The organism is Actinophytocola xanthii, assembly GCF_001921205.1.
Lineage (GTDB): Bacteria > Actinomycetota > Actinomycetes > Mycobacteriales > Pseudonocardiaceae > Actinophytocola > Actinophytocola xanthii.
The window spans coordinates 1-17,364 of record NZ_MSIE01000004.1 but is presented as its reverse complement, the minus strand read 5'-3'; the positions used below and the strand labels follow the sequence as shown (position 1 = coordinate 17,364).

Annotated in this window: 23 protein-coding genes; 10 read left to right on the top strand and 13 right to left on the bottom strand. The window is 70.3% G+C overall.

Features of this window, described 5'->3' with window-relative positions; all coding sequences use genetic code 11:
* Positions 1-8: 8 nt before the first annotated feature.
* Complete coding sequence (locus BU204_RS03180) at positions 9-617, top strand: dTDP-4-dehydrorhamnose 3,5-epimerase family protein (protein WP_075124005.1); 609 nt, start codon at positions 9-11, stop codon at positions 615-617.
* Here BU204_RS03180 and BU204_RS03175 read toward each other — a convergent pair.
* On the bottom strand, positions 597-932 hold the full coding sequence (locus BU204_RS03175) for a S26 family signal peptidase (protein ID WP_075124004.1): 336 nt from the start codon (positions 930-932) through the stop codon (positions 597-599). The genes BU204_RS03180 and BU204_RS03175 overlap by 21 nt on opposite strands.
* A gap of 81 nt (positions 933-1,013) precedes the next feature.
* On the opposite strand from BU204_RS03175, the gene sodN reads away from it, so the two are divergent.
* The gene (gene sodN, locus BU204_RS03170) at positions 1,014-1,421 is read left to right on the top strand and encodes a superoxide dismutase, Ni (protein WP_075124003.1); all 408 of its coding nucleotides are present in this window, start codon (positions 1,014-1,016) and stop codon (positions 1,419-1,421) included.
* A gap of 197 nt (positions 1,422-1,618) precedes the next feature.
* Positions 1,619-2,110: an HAD domain-containing protein gene (locus BU204_RS03165; protein ID WP_075124002.1), complete on the top strand. Its 492-nt coding sequence runs from the start codon at positions 1,619-1,621 to the stop codon at positions 2,108-2,110.
* On the opposite strand, the gene BU204_RS03160 is transcribed toward BU204_RS03165, so the two are convergent.
* Together BU204_RS03160 and BU204_RS03155 are read right to left on the bottom strand one after the other, a co-directional pair.
* A complete protein-coding gene (locus tag BU204_RS03160) occupies positions 2,097-2,723 on the bottom strand; it encodes a GyrI-like domain-containing protein (protein WP_332888565.1) in 627 nt (208 codons plus the stop codon). The two genes, BU204_RS03165 and BU204_RS03160, sit on opposite strands and share 14 nt — an antisense overlap.
* 123 nt (positions 2,724-2,846) lie before the next feature.
* A complete protein-coding gene (locus BU204_RS03155) occupies positions 2,847-3,713 on the bottom strand; it encodes an NAD(P)-dependent oxidoreductase (protein ID WP_075124000.1) in 867 nt (288 codons plus the stop codon).
* A gap of 76 nt (positions 3,714-3,789) precedes the next feature.
* Between BU204_RS03155 and BU204_RS03150 the strand changes: the two genes are divergently transcribed.
* From BU204_RS03150 to BU204_RS03140, 3 genes are all read left to right on the top strand, one after another.
* Positions 3,790-4,143, top strand: coding sequence for a winged helix-turn-helix transcriptional regulator (locus tag BU204_RS03150; protein ID WP_075123999.1), 354 nt, complete (start codon positions 3,790-3,792; stop codon positions 4,141-4,143).
* 23 nt (positions 4,144-4,166) lie between these two features.
* On the top strand, positions 4,167-4,754 hold the full coding sequence (locus BU204_RS03145; protein WP_075123998.1) for a histidine phosphatase family protein: 588 nt from the start codon (positions 4,167-4,169) through the stop codon (positions 4,752-4,754).
* A 63-nt stretch (positions 4,755-4,817) separates the two neighbouring features.
* Positions 4,818-5,264 (top strand): GNAT family N-acetyltransferase, encoded by a 447-nt coding sequence (locus BU204_RS03140; RefSeq protein WP_233159141.1) that lies wholly within the window; start codon positions 4,818-4,820, stop codon positions 5,262-5,264.
* Between the two features lie 13 nt (positions 5,265-5,277).
* Here the strand turns inward: BU204_RS03140 and BU204_RS03135 are convergent, their stop codons facing one another.
* From BU204_RS03135 to BU204_RS03125, 3 genes are all read right to left on the bottom strand, one after another.
* Positions 5,278-5,676, bottom strand: coding sequence for a RidA family protein (locus tag BU204_RS03135; RefSeq protein ID WP_075123996.1), 399 nt, complete (start codon positions 5,674-5,676; stop codon positions 5,278-5,280).
* Positions 5,677-5,848: 172 nt separating this feature from the next.
* A complete protein-coding gene (locus BU204_RS03130) occupies positions 5,849-6,574 on the bottom strand; it encodes a S1 family peptidase (RefSeq protein ID WP_075123995.1) in 726 nt (241 codons plus the stop codon).
* Between the two features lie 88 nt (positions 6,575-6,662).
* On the bottom strand, positions 6,663-7,088 hold the full coding sequence (locus BU204_RS03125) for a TMEM200 family protein (RefSeq protein ID WP_083660965.1): 426 nt from the start codon (positions 7,086-7,088) through the stop codon (positions 6,663-6,665).
* A gap of 76 nt (positions 7,089-7,164) precedes the next feature.
* On the opposite strand from BU204_RS03125, the gene BU204_RS03120 reads away from it, so the two are divergent.
* Both BU204_RS03120 and BU204_RS03115 read left to right on the top strand, forming a co-directional pair.
* Positions 7,165-8,115 (top strand): diacylglycerol/lipid kinase family protein, encoded by a 951-nt coding sequence (locus BU204_RS03120; protein ID WP_075123994.1) that lies wholly within the window; start codon positions 7,165-7,167, stop codon positions 8,113-8,115.
* 229 nt (positions 8,116-8,344) lie between these two features.
* Positions 8,345-8,599, top strand: a complete 255-nt coding sequence (locus BU204_RS03115; RefSeq protein ID WP_075123993.1) for a WhiB family transcriptional regulator — start codon at positions 8,345-8,347, stop codon at positions 8,597-8,599.
* Positions 8,600-8,666: 67 nt separating this feature from the next.
* Here the strand turns inward: BU204_RS03115 and BU204_RS03110 are convergent, their stop codons facing one another.
* From BU204_RS03110 to BU204_RS03085, 6 genes are all read right to left on the bottom strand, one after another.
* Positions 8,667-10,172 carry a sensor histidine kinase gene (locus BU204_RS03110; RefSeq protein ID WP_075123992.1) on the bottom strand — a complete coding sequence of 502 codons (1,506 nt, stop codon included), beginning with the start codon at positions 10,170-10,172 and terminating at the stop codon, positions 8,667-8,669.
* Between the two features lie 19 nt (positions 10,173-10,191).
* Positions 10,192-10,407: a biotin/lipoyl-binding carrier protein gene (locus tag BU204_RS03105; protein WP_075123991.1), complete on the bottom strand. Its 216-nt coding sequence runs from the start codon at positions 10,405-10,407 to the stop codon at positions 10,192-10,194.
* A 43-nt stretch (positions 10,408-10,450) separates the two neighbouring features.
* Entirely contained in the window at positions 10,451-10,747 is a 297-nt protein-coding gene (gene rsrA, locus BU204_RS03100; protein ID WP_075123990.1) for a mycothiol system anti-sigma-R factor, read from the bottom strand.
* The gene (locus tag BU204_RS03095; RefSeq protein WP_083660964.1) at positions 10,744-11,409 is read right to left on the bottom strand and encodes a sigma-70 family RNA polymerase sigma factor; all 666 of its coding nucleotides are present in this window, start codon (positions 11,407-11,409) and stop codon (positions 10,744-10,746) included. The genes rsrA and BU204_RS03095 overlap by 4 nt, the downstream gene beginning before the upstream one ends.
* Positions 11,410-11,529: 120 nt before the next feature.
* Positions 11,530-12,141, bottom strand: a complete 612-nt coding sequence (locus BU204_RS03090) for an alpha/beta hydrolase family protein (protein WP_075123988.1) — start codon at positions 12,139-12,141, stop codon at positions 11,530-11,532.
* Positions 12,142-12,148: 7 nt separating this feature from the next.
* Complete coding sequence (locus tag BU204_RS03085; RefSeq protein WP_075123987.1) at positions 12,149-12,910, bottom strand: SOS response-associated peptidase; 762 nt, start codon at positions 12,908-12,910, stop codon at positions 12,149-12,151.
* A 113-nt stretch (positions 12,911-13,023) separates the two neighbouring features.
* Between BU204_RS03085 and rsgA the strand changes: the two genes are divergently transcribed.
* Positions 13,024-14,070 carry a ribosome small subunit-dependent GTPase A gene (gene rsgA, locus BU204_RS03080; RefSeq protein ID WP_075123986.1) on the top strand — a complete coding sequence of 349 codons (1,047 nt, stop codon included), beginning with the start codon at positions 13,024-13,026 and terminating at the stop codon, positions 14,068-14,070.
* A gap of 65 nt (positions 14,071-14,135) precedes the next feature.
* The gene (locus BU204_RS03075; RefSeq protein WP_075123985.1) at positions 14,136-14,954 is read left to right on the top strand and encodes a DUF6612 family protein; all 819 of its coding nucleotides are present in this window, start codon (positions 14,136-14,138) and stop codon (positions 14,952-14,954) included.
* A gap of 78 nt (positions 14,955-15,032) precedes the next feature.
* On the opposite strand, the gene BU204_RS03070 is transcribed toward BU204_RS03075, so the two are convergent.
* Positions 15,033-17,364 (bottom strand): S8 family serine peptidase (locus tag BU204_RS03070; RefSeq protein WP_075123984.1); only part of this gene is annotated, 2,332 nt, incomplete at its 5' end.

The following is a 17,364-nucleotide window of genomic DNA, read 5'->3' as shown; positions in this document are numbered from 1 at the left end:
TCCGTCACATGGATGTGAGGGAACTGGCCGTGCCGGGCGCGTTCGAGTTCACCCCCCGGGTGTTCCCCGACGAGCGAGGGCTGTTCGTGTGCCCCTACCAGGAGGAGGACTTCGTCAAGGCCGTGGGACACCCCCTGCGGCTGGCCCAGACGAACCACAGCAAGTCCCGGCGCGGGACGATCCGCGGCGTGCACTTCGCCGACGTGCCACCCGGTCAGGGGAAGTACGTCTACTGCCCCCAGGGCGCCCTGCTGGACGTGGTGGTCGACATCCGAGTCGGGTCTCCCACGTTCGGGGCGGTCGATGTCGTGCGCCTGGACCCCGTCGACTTCCGCGCCGTGTACGTGGCGGAGGGCCTCGGCCACGCCATCATGGCCCTGGAGGACGACACGGTGATCTCGTACCTCTGTTCGACCGGCTACAACCCCGGTGCGGAGCACGGCCTGAACCCGATGGACCCGGCGCTGGCCATCCCCTGGCCGGCGGAGGTCGAGGTTCTCCTGTCCGACAAGGACCGCCTGGCGCCCACCCTGGAGCAGGCGCGGGAGGCCGGCATGCTCCCCGAGTACGCCGACTGCCTGGCCCGCTACCAGCAGCTACGGACCGGTCGTCCGTAGCCGCCCCGGACGCGGCCACACCCGCCACCCCACGACGGCGTGCACGGTGGCGGCCCCCAACTCCCGCGAGTCCGTCGAGGCGTGGGTGTTGTCCCCCACCACGAACCACCCCCCGGTCATCGGGGAGACGGCCCGCTTCACCGACAGCTGCCCGCCGCGCTCCGCCCAGCTCACCAGAACCACATCGCCGACCCGAGCCGCCCCGCGCCGGGCGAGGACCACGTCCCCGTCCCGCAGCGTCGGCGCCATCGAGGGTCCGCGGACCCGTATCCGCCGCACCGGCGCCCAGCCGAGCGGGTTGCCCGCACGTGCCACCGATCACCTCCGTCACGTCACCTCAGCATGCCGGGAGTAGTGTCCGAACTGTCGCCAGCGTCAACCTGTTCAGGAGGAAAGATGCGACTCCTGTCGCGCATTCTCGGCCCACGCCTGGAGGCCACCGCACACTGCGACCTCCCCTGCGGCGTGTACGACCCGGCGCAGGCCCGCATCGAGGCGGAGTCGGTCAAGGCCATCCAGCAGAAGTACCAGGACAACCAGGACCCCGAGTTCCGGACGCGGGCGATCCTGATCGCGGAGCAGCGCAGTGAGCTCGTGAAGCACCACCTGTGGGTGCTGTGGACCGACTACTTCAAGCCCCCGCACTTCGAGAAGTACCCCCACCTGCACGAGCTGTTCAACAAGGCGACCAAGGCTGCCGGCGCCTCCGGCACCAAGGGCTCCATGGACCCCGCCAAGGGCCAGGAACTCCTCGACCTGATCGCCCAGATCGACAAGATCTTCTGGGAGACCAAGCAGGCCTGAGGCCCCAGCGCTTCAAGCGGCGCCTACCAGCGGACACGAGTCCGCTGGTAGGCGCCGCTTCTCGTTGCAAGCCGACCTCCGACGGCCCAAGGACGGCCCCACACGCCCCCGCCCACCCCAGCCCCCGCCGACACCTACTCCCCGCCGTCGGACCGGTGTTGAACGATCACGGCCGTGAGAGGGGTCGGCCGCACGCCATGACGCACCCCAACCCCTTCCTGTTCCTGGATGTGGACGGCCCCCTGATCCCCTTTGGCGGTCCCGCTCGCGAGTTCTCCCCCTCCGAGAACCTCCCCAACCCCCTGCTCGCCCGAGTCAACCCGGCACTCGGCCCGCGGCTGTTGTCGCTCGGCTGCGATCTCGTCTGGGCGACCACCTGGATGGCGGACGCCAACGACTGCCTCAGCCCTCTGCTCGGCCTACCCGACCTCCCAGTACTCACCTGGCCCGATTCCGAGGACGACGACACCAGGCTGCACTGGAAGACTCCGGCCATCGTCGCCCATGCCGCCGGCCGCCCCTTCGTCTGGGTCGACGACGAGATCACCGGCGCCGACCGAACCTGGGTGGTGAACCACCATCCCGGCCCAGCGCTCCTCCACGCCGTGCCCCCCAGCATCGGCCTCACCGCACACGACCTCGACGACATCGCCACCTGGCTCCGAGAACCCGGCATCACCCAGCCTTGACCGGCTGCCGCAGGATTGTCCGAAGCTTCTCCGGCGCGGTCCGACGGACGTCGCTCAGGTAGATCTCGTGGTGGTCGCCGTTGAAGGTGAGGCCGTTCTCGGGCAGGTACCGGCTGTGCAGCCGCTCCAACGTGGGTCCCTCGTCGTCGTACGGCCCGATGTGCAGGATCTGCACGCAGGTCCCCTCGACGAGGGTCCGCAGACCGACGCCCTCCAGCCCCGGCAACGTCTTCTTCTTCGCTACGTCCTCCACCGCGGCTCGAACCATGTCCTCGGTGACCCACGGCGGTTGGCTGATCATCATCGTCCACTCCCACACCTGCTTGTGTCGCGTGTGGAACGCGGCCGGATCGTCGGCTCGCCACAGCCCCTGCAACGGGCCCACCACGAAGTCCCGGCCGAGCACCTTCCTGCTCCCGAACTTCACCGTGTACGCCACCCCGTACAACGCCGCGACCGCGTTCGCGTACGCCTCCGACGTGTTCGGGTCGCCGCGTCCGTCCACGGCGAGGTACCGCAGCTCCGGCACCTCGACGACCGCGAACTCCCGAGCCGACGGCGAGTACAGCGTCCGGTGCGCCTTCTTGACGTCGTACTTGTCCACTGTGGTCACCGCCGCTACAAGGAGTAGTCGATCGAGATGTGGGTGCCGTCGCCGGCTACTCGGATGCCGCCGGCCTCGGTCGACTGGAAGGTGGCCACCGTGAACGTACCCGCTGCTCTCATGGGCTGGACGCTAGCCGGCACCCCCGACAGTCGGGCGCACAAGCAGCTCGACGACGCTCGCCAGGTCGTCGCCACCGCGGCCCTCGGCGACGGCACGCACCATCAGCGCACGCATCGGCGCGTACAGCTCCGCGCTCACCCCCTGCTCCCGGCTCACCTCGGTGATCGTGTCGGTCCCCGCCTGCATCGCCAGCGACGCGTCCCGGGCGGCGTAGTCCCCCGAGTCCACCTGCTCGGCCATCCCCGGCACCGCGGTGAGCATCGCGGAGAGCCAGGGGAGCAGCAGCGCCGAGGTGAACTCGGCGACCGGCCGTCCGGTCGAGCGGACCAGCGCGGCGGCGTGCAGGAAACCGCCGAACATGCCGTACATCGCGGCCAGCAACGCCAGGTCGTAGAGCGACGCCAGGCCGGGGTCCGCCCCGAGGTGTTGGGCCCCGCCGAGCACCTCGAGCACCGGCCTGTGGGCGGCGAAGGCCTCGGGCGAGCCGCTGTAGAGGATCACCGCGGCGGGCGTGGCGATCAGCGACGGGATCGCCATGATCCCGCCGTCGAGGTAGCTGGGCACCCGGCGGGCGAGAGCACGGGTCTGGGACGGTGTGCTGGTGGTCAGGTTCACGACGGTGACCGCGTCCGACAGCGGACCGGCCGCGGCGAGGACGTCCTCGACCGCCGCGTGGTCGAGCACGCACACGATCACCAGCGGAGACGCCGCGACGGCGGTGGCGACATCGGGGGCGACGACGGCGCCGTCGAGGTCGGCGGCGCGCGAGGGGGTGCGGTTCCAGACGGTGGTCGGGTGCCCGGCCGCGATCAGGGCGCCGGCCAGCGCCCGGCCCATCCGACCCAGGCCGAGCACGCTCACGGGGATCTTGGTCATGTCCCCAACCCTCGGCCTAGCCTCGGGAGTGGACAAGTACCCACTTCGAAGTCAGGTACTGACCGAAAGGTGAGTAATGCGTACCTTCAGCTGCGGTCTCGACGCCGCCGTCGACATGGTCGGGGGCAAGTGGAAGCCGCTGATCCTCTGGGCCCTGCACGCCCACGGCCCATGCCGGTTCGGCGAGCTGCGCCGACGCGTCTCCGGCGTCACCGAGAAGGTGCTCGCCCAGCAGCTGCGGCAGCTGGAGTCCGACGGCCTGGTCCACCGCGAGGTCTACCCCGAGGTCCCGCCGCGCGTGGAGTACTCGCTGACCGAGTTCGGCGAGTCGCTGAACACCGCACTGCTTCCGCTCGGCACCTGGGGTGAGCGCAACCTCACGAGGATCACCGAGGCCGCGGCCAGGCGCACGCCTCGGCTCCCCGGCTAGCCTGTACACACAGGAGGTTCCAGATGTCCGCGCTCTACCTGCTCCGGCACGGCGAGACCGAGTGGTCACGCACCGGCCGGCACACCAGCGTGTCCGATCTCCCCCTTACCGCCGAGGGCGAGCGGCGCGCCGGCGAGGCGGGCCGTCTGCTGACCACCATGCGCGGGACGGACCCGCCCGCCCTGGTCGCCTCCAGCCCTCGTACCCGTGCCCTGCGCACCGCCGAGCTCGCCGGCCTGACCCCCGAGCTCGTCACCGAGGACCTCGCCGAGTGGGCCTACGGGGAGTACGAAGGCCTGTCCACGCCCAAGATCCGTGAGACGGTTCCCGGTTGGACGGTGTGGACGCACCCGAGTCCCGGCGGCGAGACCGCCGAGCAGGTCGCCGTCCGGGCCGACCGCGTTCTGGAGCGAGCGCGCGCCGCGCTGCCCGCTGGCGATGTCATCCTGGTGGGACACGGCCACTTCAGCCGCGTCCTGGTGGCCACCTGGCTCGGCCTCGAACCAACCGCCGGAGTCCACTTCGCACTCGAGGCCGCCGCCGTCACGGTGCTCGGCGACGAGCGCGGCGAACCGCAGATCAAGCGGCTGAACGTGCCTTCCTCGCTGTAGACGGAGATCCAGTTGCCGGACCAACGCATCCGACGCGCCACCGAGTCCGATGTGGACTCTCTGGTGAAGCTCATCTACGAGCTGGCCGAGTACGAACGCGCCCCCGACGAGTGCCACATTACCCCCGAGCAGCTCCATCTCGCGCTGTTCGGCCCCGACCCCGCCCTGTTCGCCCACGTCGCCGAGCTGGACGGCGAGGTGGTGGGCTGCGCCCTGTGGTTCAGAAACTTCTCCACCTGGGACGGCGTGCACGGCATCTACCTCGAGGACCTCTACGTCCGCCCCGCCGCCCGCGGCACCGGCCTGGGCAAGGCCCTCCTGGCCGCACTGGCCGAAGAATGCGTACGAAACGGCTACACCCGCCTCCAGTGGTGGGTGCTCAACTGGAACAAGCCCGCGATCGACTTCTACGAGTCGATCGGCGCCACCCCCATGGACGAGTGGACGGTCTACCGAGTCAGCGGCCCCGCCCTGACCCAACTGGCAGGAACCACCCCCGCGAACGACTAGGTCGTCCGCCCCCCTACCCGTCCACAACCGCGATCGCGTCGACCTCGATCAGGTACTCAGCCCTGGCGAGCCTTTCCACCCCCACGATCGTGTCCGCCGGCTTGTGCGTTCCGAAAAGCTCCACCCGAGCCGCCTCGACAACGGCGAGGTACTCGGGTCGATGGCCCACCACATAGATCGTGATCTTGGCAACCTGGTCCGGCCGAGCACCGACGGCGGCCAGAGCGCGCCCGAGGTTGGCGAACACCTGACGCGCCTGCACCGCGAGGTCCCCCGCCCCAACCAGCTCACCACGCGCGTCCTCCGGCTCCTGCCCGGCGACGAACACCAGCCGAGTACCCGTCGCCACCACCACGTGGGTGTAGGTAGGCGGCCGAGGAAGATCGTCGGGGTTGACGAGCTCAAGGCCCATCCGCGGTCATCCTCCCTGTGCTCGCCTCACGTTGATCGACAGGAGGGGCGGAGGTAGTCCGGACCAAAAAGTCCAAGCTCCCTCCACCCCCGAGGCTCCCTCGCACAGGCCGTCCCGTACTCCGGTCCGACGGTGTCAGACCGGAGTACGAGATTCACCGGCCCAGGGAGCATTACACCCCGGCAATACCAGCAATCCAGTCCCGGTACACCGTGATATTCGTGTAGGCCGTGAACGTCAGACGGTCGCTGGTGGACGCAACTCCCACCTGGTAATACCCACCATCCACCGGGCTGGTGGCGAACATCGGCCCGCCCGAGTCACCACCCGCGGTGATTCCGTCGATTCGGTTGGCACATACCGCGACCCCACCCAACCAATCCGAGCAGTCCGTCGCGCTCACGCTCACGTTGGCGACCTTCAGGAACTGCGACTGACAATTGATCTCCGGCTGGTCCGTACAGGTGGCACCCCACCCGTACACCTGCACGGTCTGCCCCACACCCACCGCCGACGCCGTGCCCAACGGCGAGTACGTCGCCGACACCGCGTGGTCCAGCTGGGCCAGCGCGATGTCCGCCGAGGGGTGGTTGTGGATGGCGACAGCCGTGGCCGACTCACCCTGGGTCTGGTCCAGGTTGCCGATGTTGAACGAGACAGTGCCACCGGACACGCAGTGCTGCGCGGTCAGCACCCAGGTCGGCGCGATGATCGTCGCCGAGCAGTTCTCCTGGCCGTTCACGAACAGCCGCGCCGCCCACGGCGCGTTCTGCGCGAAACTGCCGTCGATAATGGCCGGTCCGACAATCGGCTCGTCGGCGGCGGCCGGCGCCGACAGGAATCCGAGCACCGCCGCCGCCGCACCCACCAGAGCCGCCCCGACTCGAACGAAACGCATTGGGGATCACCTCGAAAATCCCGCGGCCTCGCGAGCCGCGGAGCAGGGACAGGAACCCCATCAGGTTCACCCGTTGGCGAACGCGCCACTACCCGCCGTTAGTCGGTTTCCCGTCCTCGTCCTCGTCCAGCCCCAACGCCCACTCCCGCGACCGCGCGGAGAAAAGCAGGAACAGCACGACCACGCACATCACGCCGACCGGAATTCCGAACTCTGGACGCCCGGAGGGACCCGCGGCATACCAGGCGACCCCGAGCAGCAGCAGCTCGACGACCACCGCCGGGCTGCGCGCCCAGTACCGGCCGAGCACCAGCCCGATGCCGACGGCCAGGACCGCCACGCCGATCACGGCGAAGTAGCCCGCCTCCCCGTAGACGTTGTTGCCCTGGGTCGACGCGCCGCCCATGGCCCGGACCAGCAGCGCGACCGCGAACGCGAGCCCGGCCAGCCCCTGGAGGGCGACGAGGACCCCGCCGCCGCGGACACTCGCGGGGGCGTCGGATGCGATGCGCACGCTTCGTCCTTCGTCCGGGGTGTGAGTTCGGATGGATGGTAGCGCTGCGCCACCACCCCTCGCCTACCCTGCGGTCATGCGCGCAGTGCTGGTGGTGAACCCGAAGGCGACCGCGACCACGGCGGCCGGCCGAGACGTGCTGGCGCACGCACTGGCCAGCGAGGTCAACAAGCTCGAGATCCTGGAGACCGACTACCGCGGCCACGCCCTGGCCGCCGCCGCCCAGGCGGCCGGCGACGGCGCCGACCTCGTCGTCGCCCACGGCGGCGACGGCACGGTCAACGAGGTGGTGAACGGCCTGCTGGCCCACGGTGTCGGGCCGGAGGTGCCGATGCTCGGGATCGTGCCGGGCGGTTCGGCGAACGTCTTCGCGCGGTCCCTCGGCGTCCCCCGCGACCCGGTCGACGCCACCCACCAGCTGCTGCACGCCCTCGAGGACCGGCGGTCGCGGCGGGTGGGGCTGGGCCGGGTGGAGTCGGACAAGCCCGGCGACCCGGCGCGGTGGTTCACCTTCTCGGCAGGGGTCGGCCTGGATGCCGACGTGGTCGCCGAGGTGGACCGCAAGCGGGGCAAGAAGGCGAGCCCGGCGCTGTACACCCGGGTCGCGGTCACGCAGTACCTCAAGCCCTCGCACGGAAAGCCCCGGCTGACCGTGGCGATGCCCGGGGCGGAGGACGTCGAGGGCCTGCGCCTGGTGTTCGTGTCGAACACCGACCCCTGGACCTACCTCGGCTCCCGCCCGATCCACCTCAACCGCGGCTGCGGCTTCGACGGGGACCTCGGCGTGTTCGCACTGCACTCACTCCGGCTACCGACCGTGCTCAGGCATCTCGGTCAGGCGATCAGTCGGAAGGGAGAGCAGCGCGGCCGAAAACTGCTGCGTCGGGACGACGTGCCGGAACTGACGATCACGAGCGCCGACCCGGTTCGCGTTCAGTGTGACGGTGATCTCATTGGAGAGCGCACCAGCGTGCGAATTTCGTCGGTCAGGAATGCCCTTTCGGTGGCTGGGTACCCCCTCTCCTGACGCCGGGAGGACCCCGAAGAGACACTTGAGGGCCGAGACGCAGTCGTGACCTAATTGTTACTCTGTGCTCTCGCAGGCCTCTGACGTCGATCTTTCGGGTGAGGTCCGGCACGGGCTGATGAAGAGGCCTTGACATCTCGCTCGTTCGTGAAAGCATTCACAAGCACCCCAAGACCGGATGACCGACTGAGGCGCTTCTGAACGCGCCCAAAGCGAGGAGCACGTAGAAATGGACTGGCGCCACCGCGCGGCCTGCCGTGACGAGGACCCCGAGCTGTTCTTCCCCGTGGGAACCAGCGGTCCGGCGATACTGCAGGTTGCCCAGGCGAAGGCCGTTTGCCACCGTTGCACCGTCGCTGCCAACTGCCTGACCTGGGCTCTGCAGAGCGGCCAGGACGCAGGCGTGTGGGGCGGTATGAGTGAGGACGAGCGTCGCGCGCTCAAGCGTCGCAACGCCCGTACGCGGACTGGCAGCAACGCCTGACTCTCCCCTGACGTCGAAAAAGGCCCGGTTCCCCAAGGGGATCCGGGCCTTAGTGTTTCTGGGGTTACTACTGCCGGCGGTGGGAGAGCGGAACCCGCAGCACGGCTTCCGTTCCGCCCCGCGGCCGCCGGCGCATCGACAGGGACCCGCGTAGCTCGGACTCGACCAGCGTGCGCACGATCTGCAGCCCCAGCCCGTTGGAGCGCTCGAGCGAGAAACCCTTGGGCAGACCGCGGCCGTCGTCGGTGACCACGACGTCGAGCCACCGCGCGGTCCGCTGGGCGCAGACCTCCACCTCCCCGCTCACGCCGGCGGGATAGGCATGCTCGATGGCGTTCTGCACCAGCTCGGTCAGCACCATCACCAGGGGCGTCGCCACCTCCGCGGCGACCACCCCGAACTGGCCCTTCCTGCGCACCCGGACGTGGTTCTCGGCGACAGCGACATCGCCGACGACGGGAATCACCTTGTCCAGTAAAGAGTTCAGGTCGACCTTCTCGTCCACCGAGGTGGACAGCGCCTCGTGCACCATGGCGATCGCGGCGACCCGGCGGACGGACTCGGCCAGCGCGGCCCTCGCCTCCGGGCTCGCCGTGCGCCGGGACTGCAGGCGCAGCAGCGCCGCCACCGTCTGCAGGTTGTTCTTGACCCGGTGGTGGATCTCGCGGATCGTCGCGTCCTTGGACATCAGGGCGCGGTCGCGGCGGCGCACCTCGGTCACGTCCCGGACCAGTACGAGCGCGCCGGCGGCCTTGCCGCCGGGACGCAGGGGCAGCGCCCGGAACAGGACACCGGCACCGCGGTGCGACTCGGCCTCGGCCCGCATGCTGGGCTGCCCGTCCAATGCCGCCAGGATGCGCTGGGCGATCTCCGTGGCGTCGAACGGGTCCGCGATCAACCCCCTGGTCAGCGGGGCCAGCCGCACGCCGAGGAGCTCGGCCGGGTGCCCCATCCGGTGGTAGGCGGACTGGGCGTTGGGACTCGCGAACACCACGGTGCCGCTGGGGTCGAGGCGGATCAGCCCGTCCCCGACCCGCGGGCTGGTGTGCACGTCGGCGGCCGGCTCCGAGGTGGGAAAGCTTCCGTCCGCGACCATCTGGCACAGGTCGGCGGCGATACCGAGATAGGCGATCTCCAACGCGCTCGGCACCCGTGGCACGGCGAGGTCGGTCTCCCGCGAGAGCACCGCGATCACCTTGTCGTCGAAGGTCACCGGAACGGCCTCGCGGCGCACCGGGACCCCGTGGTACCAACGCGGGTCCTCCTCGCGGCAGACCCGTCGCTCGTCGGCGGCCCGGCGCAGCTGCGGATGCTCCTCGACGGGCTGGGTACTGCCGACGACGTCCTCGGGGTGGGCCGTGGGCGCTGTCGTCGGCCGCGCCTGCGCCACGCAGAGGTACTCGACCTCGGTCTGCCCCGGGGTCGGCGGCTCGCCGATCGGCACCCACATCAACAGGTCGGCGAAGGACAGGTCGGACAGCAGCTGCCACTCGGCGACCACCATCTGCAGGTGGTCGACCTCGTCACCGGAGAGCTTGGTGTGCTCGGCGAGCAGGTCGGAGAGCGTCGACACTGGAGCGACTCGGGGGTGGCTAGTCGACGACGGCGATCAGGTCGTGCTCCTGCACCACGTCGCCTTCCTTGACGGCGATCGAGGTCAGCACGCCCGTGTACTCGGACAGGACGGGGATCTCCATCTTCATCGACTCGAGGATCACCACGGTGTCGCCCTCGTCGATCCTGGTCCCCGGCCGCGCCACCACCGACATCACGTTGGCGACTATCTCGGCCCGAATCTGCTCGGTCATCGCCCGATCCTCCCATGCGGGTGTTGCCGCGGCGTTGCCACTCTCACCGCGGCTCGGCACCATCCTGCACGGTCGTAGCTGCCTGTTCGACCACAGTCTCGCGAATTTTCTCCCGGAGCCGGCGCTTGAGGCCGTCCGGGGCATGGTCGCCGCCGCACTTGCTCCTCAGCAGCACCTTCAGGTGCTCCTCGATGCCGAACCGCTCGAGGCAGGGGCTGCACTCGTCCAGGTGATGCTCCAGCAGCCTGCGCCGCTCCTGGTCGCACTCGTGGTCGAGGAACAGCCACACCTGCTCGAGCACCTCGGAACAGTCGGTCTCGTGTGGTTTGCCGCAGCTCACGATCCGGTCACCTCTTGCTCGGTCGTTCGCAGGAACCCGCGGTCCCGCGCGACCCCGGCCAGCAGGTCACGAAGCTGCCGACGGCCACGGTGAAGTCGGGACATCACCGTACCGATCGGCGTGTGCATTATGTCCGCGATCTCCTTGTAGGCGAACCCCTCGACGTCGGCGAGGTACACCGCGAGCCGGAAGTCCTCCGGCAGCTGCTGCAGGGCTTCCTTGACGTCGTTGTCCGGCAGCCGGTCCATGGCCTCGACCTCGGCGGAGCGCAGCCCGGTGGAGGTGTGGCTCTCGGCCTGGGCGAGCTGCCAGTCCGTGATCTCCTCGGTCGGCGACTGCTGCGGCTGGCGCTGCCGCTTGCGGTAGCCGTTGATGTAGGTGTTGGTGAGGATTCGGTACAGCCAGGCCTTCAGGTTCGTCCCCTTGGAGAACGAGGCGAACGCGGCATAGGCCTTGAGGTAGGTCTCCTGGACCAGGTCCTCGGCGTCCGCCGGGTTGCGCGTCATCCGCAGGGCGGCCGCGTACAGCTGGTCGAGCAGGGGCATGGCATCCCGCTCGAACCGCTCTGCGCGCTGTTCCTCGGTCTCGACCTCGCCGACGTCGGGCTCAGGCTGGGCATCGGTGCGTGGCACCGCACTCCCTTCCAGTTCGAACTGTCCCATCGTGGGATACGCATAGGACCCCCTCGAGGATACGCGGGGGGACCTGCTCAGCACGTCAGAAGGCACGTCAGGGGGAACGCGCGACAGTCGGTGAGCATTCCCCCGGGTGGGGGACCCCCATCAGCCGAGCGGGCGCAGGATGCGGTCCAGCCACTCCTGGACCGTGCGGGCCAGGCCCGCGGCGTCGCGGCGCAGGGAGTGGTCGCCGGGTACGACGACGATCTCCCGGTGCGGGCCAGGACCGGGCATGCCGAACGGGTCGGATTCGCCCTGCACGACCAGCGTGGGCACGGTCACCGCGTCCAGCTCGGGCATGCGGCTGCGGTCGGGCTTGCCCGGCGGGTGCACGGGAAACGCCAGGCACAGGATCGCGACGGCCTGGCCCTCCGCCGCGGTGCGGCAGGCCACCCGCGCACCGGAGGAGCGTCCGCCGAAGACCAGCGGCAGGTCGTGGAACCACTCCTTGGACAGGACGTCGGCGACCGCGAGCCAGGCCGTGTCCAGCTGGGCGGCTGGTGCCGGCGCCCGACGGCCGGCCACCCGGTACGGCTGCTCGACCAGCGCGACGTGCACGCCGGCCGCCTGGGCGCCGCGGGTGGCCGCGACCAGGTCCGGCGCGCCGACCCCGCCGCCGGCGCCGTGGCCGAGCAGCAGCGCCGCACGGCCCTCCTCGGCGCAGTGCAGCTCGGCCCTCGCCGGGCCGTGCGGGGTGTCGATGCTCTTGGTGGTCATCCGCCTGTCAGGAGTCGAACAGCGTGGGTTCGTCGAGCTCGGTGACCTGCTCCTCCCGCTCGACCAGCTCGGGGCCGTTGTTGCGGACATTGTTGACCCGGCTCGACACCGGCCGCAGCTCGAGCGACTCGATCAGGTCGATCGGCGGCGGCGAGGTCAGCAGCTCTCCCGGGTCCTCGGCGTCCGGGTCGAGCCAGGCCGCCCACTGCTCCGGCGCCATGAGCAGCGGCATCCGGTCGTGGATGTCGGCGAGCGGACCGATCGCGGCCGTGGTCAGCACGGCCGCGCTCACCAGCGGCGGCCCGTCCTTGTCCGCGGGGTCGCGCCAGGTCGTCCAGAGCCCGGCGAAGGCGAGGCTCTGCCCGTCCGGCCTGGTCATGAAGAACGGCTGCTTGTGGCCGCCCTCCTTGCGCCACTCGAACCAGCCGTCGGCCGGGAGCAGGCACCGGCGCCTGGCCACCGAGGACTTGAACGCGCGGCTGGTCGCCGCCGTCTCGGACCGGGCGTTGATCATCTTGGCGCCGACCGAGCGGTCCTTGGACCACGGCGGGATCAGCCCCCAGCGCATCACCCGCAGGCTGCGCACGGTGTGGTCGGGGTCGGGTTCGCCCTGCTCGTCCCGCGGGTGGCGCTGCACGACGGCCACGACGTCCTTGGTCGGCGCGACGTTGTGGTCGACCGACGGCCCGTGGCCGTCGGTGGCGTCCATCGCGTCGAACTCCGCGGCGAGCGTCGCCGGGTCCTTGGTCGACGCGTACCTGCCGCACATTCGCCCCACCTCCTCGTTCCGACGTCAACGATCGTGACACGCCGCACCGACAGTCGGCACCGGGAGGTCTCGCCGCCGCTCGTCATGGGGGAGGATCGGGTAATGAACGACGGATGGGACGGGGGCCGCGCGAGGTGAGCCGGCGCGGGCGGGGACCGGACTGGGAGCGGCTGGACGAGTCCGACGTCCGGGTACGCCCGGGCAAGGGCACCCGGCCCCGCAGCAAGCGCCGCCCGGAACACGCCGACGCCAGGGCGGCGATGGTCGTCGGCGTCGACCGCGGGCGGTGGACCTGTGCCCTGGACGGCAAGCCCTCCCGTCAGGTCGTCGCGATGCGGGCCCGCGAGCTGGGTCGCACGCCGATCGTCGTCGGGGACCTCGTCGACCTGGTCGGGGACACCTCGGGCCAGCCGGACACGCTGGCGCGGGTGGTGCGGGTGGCCGACCGGTCCAGTGTGCTGCGCCGCACCGCCGACGACAACGACCCCTACGAGCGGCTCGTGGTCGCCAACGCCCAGCAGTTGTTGATCGTCTGCTCGCTGGCCGATCCCCCGCCCCGAACCGGGTTCATCGACCGCTGCCTGGTCGCCGCGTTCGCCGGCGGTCTGCGGCCGGTGCTGTGCCTGACCAAGTCCGACCTCGCACCGGCGGACGACATCCGCGCCGCCTACGCCGAGCTCGACCTGCCGATGCTGGTGACCCGCAGCGACCGCGAGCCCGACGAGGTGCGCGAACGCCTGGCCGACCAGGTTTCCGCGCTGGTGGGCCACTCCGGGGTCGGAAAGTCCACACTGGTCAACAAGCTGGTGCCCGACGCCCACCGGGCGGTGTCGGCGGTGAGCGCGGTCGGCAAGGGCCGGCACACCTCCACCGCGGCGGTGGCACTGCCGCTGCCCGACGGCGGCTGGGTCGTCGACACCCCGGGCATCCGCTCGTTCGGATTGGCGCACATCGAACCCGACGACATCGTCGCGGCGTTCGACGAGTTCGTGGAGCCGGCCGAGGAGTGCCCCCCTGGCTGCGGGCACCTCGGCGCCCCCGAGGACCCCGGCTGCATGCTGGACGTCGTGACGGCCGAAGGCCAGGCCACACCCGGTCGACTGGTGTCGTTGCGACGCCTGCTGGCCTCCCGCGCTCGGCTCGACGAGTACGCGGACTGAACTACCGATAGGCTGCATTCCTACCAAATTCCCCCACCGGGAACGACTCTTAGGGGTGACCACGCATGCGCAAGTTGACAGGGGTGCTGTCCGCGTTCGCGTTGGCCGTGACGCTGAGTGCGTGCGGCAACGAGGCTGACAGCGGTGACGCCGGCACCAACAACGGTGGCGGCGGCTCGGAGCAGGCGGCAACCAACCTCGCCGCGTTGGCCAAGTCCATCAGCGACAGCACGGCCGACACGAACACCGCGCACATGGTGATCGACGTGGACGCCGGCGGGCAGAAGGTGACCGGCGAGGGCGACATCGAGCTGGGCTCGGCCGATCCCAAGATGACCATGACCATGTCCACCCCCGACGGCGACATGGAGATGGTGTTCGTCGACGGCGTCCTCTACATCAAGACGCCGGAGGAGCTCGAGCCCGGGAAGCCGTGGCTGAAGATCGACTCGCAGGGCAACGACCCGATGTCCAAGGCTCTGGCCGGCATGACCGACCAGATGCGCGAGCAGGCCGACCCGCGTGCCACGCTCGAGCAGTTCAAGAACTCCGGCACGGTGACCTCCCAGAAGGAGGAGGAGCTCAACGGCGAGCAGACGACGCACTACACCATCAAGGTCGACGCCAAGAAGCTCGCCGCCGAGCAGTCCGACCCCGCCGCCAAGTCCGCGCTCGAGCAGGCCGGGGTGAAGGAGTTCCCGGTGGAGCTCTGGGTCAACGAGGACGACCTGCCGGTTCAGGTGCAGGTCAAGATGCCGGTGAAGGACCCTGCGTCGGGTGCGACCACGCAGACCAGCGCGAAGGTCACCTACAGCAAGTGGGGCGAGCCGGTGGAGATCGCCGCCCCGTCGGCCGACCAGATCGGCAAGATGCCGGGTAGCTGAACCACCCTCACCCGCGGCGCGAGGCCCCCGTCCGTTCCGGACGGGGGCCTCGCGTTCTCCGGGATGGGACAGGGTGGGTCAGGACAGGGCGTAGGCGTGCAGGATGGTCTGCTTCAACGTGTTGCCGTCGCGGTCGGAGACCGAGGAGCGCAACGAGACGAACTCCGCGTCCCTCGGGTGGTTCACCTCCGCCACCCAGTGGTCCCGGTCGCGGCTCAGCCTGGCCTGCCGCCAGGTCTGACCGTCGTCATAGGACACCTCGACCCGCGGCGGGTTCACCCGGCCCGGCCGTTCGGCTCCGTTGCGCTGCACGTGCACCGGGAAGCGGAACCGCTTCCCGGCCTTGGCCGCGTTGTGGTCGTCCAGGTTCGGCGAGAACCGCATCGCCAACGCCGGAATCGGTGCCGGGTCCTCCCCGGCGACATGCCCGCTGCTGAACGTCCACTCCGCATCGACCCGGGTCGAGAGCGGACCGGGTTGGGTGGCGGTCGTGCGGGCGGTGTAGGTCGCGCGCTCCGGACCGACCTCCGTGATGACGTAACCCGGGTACTCGCTCTCCGCGACGACCTCGCCGTCGAGCAGCAGTTCGGTCGTTCCGGTCGCGTCCGAGGACCGGCCCTCTCGTCCCAGGTTCCCGTCCGAGTGCAGGCCGACGTTGACCACCAGCTCGTCACCGAGCCGGCCGAAGCTGCCGTACCCGCCGTCGTAGGCCACCCCGGGGCCGAAGACCCCGACGTTCCACCGCTCCTCCGTGGCCTTCCCGAGGCGGTAGGTCTTCGGTGTGGCGGTGAAGCTGCCGAGCCCGCTCGGCGGGAACTCGTTCCATTCCGCCGCCTCGGTGAAGTTCGGCCACCACTGCACGTCGGGGGTGTAGTACTCGGTGAGGGTGAACGGGAGCGGCATCGTGAGCATGCTGTCCCGGACGCCGATCTTGCCGGGCGTCGCCACCGCGTGCCTCGAGACAACCCTGGCGAACTGGTCGTCGGTGAGCCGCGGCCACACGTCGTCCGGCACGCGCCCGCTGTCGTCGGTGTGCTGCGCGTGGTACAGGTACGGGCTGGCGTGGAACTCCGATCCCTCCTCGGTTCCGTCCGGCTCGGCCAGGCTCGCCTCCAGCACGAACCTGAACGCACCGGGCGCGGTGGTCCTCGACGGGCGGGTGGTCACCCCGTCGAAGTTCGGCATGATCGCGGTGACACCGGTACTACCCCACTCGGTCGTCATCTCGTAGGACGCCACGGCCTCGCCGGGGCGGGCGTCCGGATCCCGGACGGACATCCCGATCGGCTTGGCCTGCCGGGGGTCCAGGGTTTCCTCGGTCGGCCCGGTCACCGAGAACCTCGGCTCGATGACGTCGCTGCTCGACCGGTCCGTCGGGTCGAACGTCGTGGCCTCGAGGTAGTACTCGCCCTTGGGCAGCCGGGCCACCACCGTGCCCGACTCGTCGTAGGGCAGGTAGGCCTTGGGGGAGGTCAGGCTGACGAAGCGGAACCAGTAGTCGGGCGTCGGGTTCCCGTCCTTACCGAGGAAACGCAGGGTCACGTCGTAGCTCTCGACCTCCCGGTTCACCGCGACCGGGGTGCGTACCGTCGTCTCCCCGGCCGTGGCGAGGACGGTGCCGCTGTAGATGCCGTCAGGGGCCTCCACGGTGGTGTCGGTGGTGAGGATGGCCTCGGCAGATCCGCCGGCAGGCACCGTGACCCGGTCGGTGGAGAGCGTGAACATCCCCTCGGGTGCAGCCTCGCCGTCCGGCCCGCGCAGGTCTGCCACCAGGTCCAGGGTCACCGGGCTGGTGCCGGTGTTGCGGTAGGTGAGCGTGCTGGCGATCGGCTCGTCGTCGCCGTGCGGCCACTGGACGGTGCCCACGCTCAGGCTCGCCGGGAACGCCGTCACCGACGTGGCGACCGCCGCCGCGACATCCACCCGACCGCTGCCCTGCTCGAACACCGACAGCTCCGGATTGGCCTTCGCGCTGGACATCAGGGTCGCCTTGAGCGCCTCGGCGGTCCACTCCGGATGGCGCTGGGCCAGGATCGCCGCCGCGCCGGCAACGTGCGGCGCGGCCATGGAGGTGCCGGACAGTGAGACGTAGCCCTCACCGGCGGGGGTGCCGATCACACCCTGAGCGGCCTTCGCGGCGACGATGTCCACACCCGGTGCCGTGATGTCGGGCTTGATCGCCCCGTTGACCCACCGCGGACCGCGGCTGGAGAACTCCGCCAGCTCGTCCTCGCGGTCCACCGCGCCGACAGTGAGCGCGGCGTCGGCGGACGCCGGGGTGCCGATCGACTCCTCGGAGGGCCCGGTGTTGCCGGCGGCGACCACGAACAGGGCCCCGGTCTCCGCGCTGATCCGGTTCAGGGCTACGGACATCGGAGCGGTGCCGTCGTCCGGCCAGGGGTCGCCCAGG